1 protein-coding gene is annotated in these 495 nt (G+C 36.6%); it reads left to right on the top strand.

The genetic code is table 11. The annotated features are described in order from the left end of the window. Positions 1-85 precede the first annotated feature (85 nt). A partial coding sequence (locus tag PL77_RS29930) for a redoxin domain-containing protein (RefSeq protein ID WP_044213768.1) occupies positions 86-495 on the top strand: 410 nt, incomplete at its 3' end.

The following is a 495-nucleotide window of genomic DNA, read 5'->3' as shown; positions in this document are numbered from 1 at the left end:
CAATCCCCTCGTATGTTTGTATCGTAATCAATCGGAAAGCGGTTGAAAAAACTGAAACAAACATCAATCAAAAAAATATAAAACTATGTCACAAATCGGAAAACAAGTAGTAGATTTTAAAGTAGAAGCATTCGAAAACAACGACTTTAAAACAGTTACAAAAGAAGATATTTTAGGCAAATGGTCCATCTTTTTCTTCTACCCTGCCGACTTCACTTTTGTGTGTCCAACAGAACTAGAAGACCTTGCTAACCTTTATGAGGATTTCAAAGCGACTGGTACTGAAATTTACTCTGTTTCTACAGATACTCACTTTGTGCACAAAGCGTGGCATGATACTTCTGAAACAATCAAAAAAATCAATTACCCAATGCTTGCAGATCCAACAGGTGTGCTTTCAAGAGGTTTTGAGGTAATGATTGAAGAAGACGGAATGGCAGAAAGAGGTACTTTTATCGTGAACCCTGAAGGCGAAATCGTTTCTTATGAAGTAGT

It is taken from the genome of Flammeovirga sp. OC4, from assembly GCF_000812565.1.
Lineage (GTDB): Bacteria > Bacteroidota > Bacteroidia > Cytophagales > Flammeovirgaceae > Flammeovirga.
This window is presented reverse-complemented; position numbering and strand designations above follow the sequence as displayed.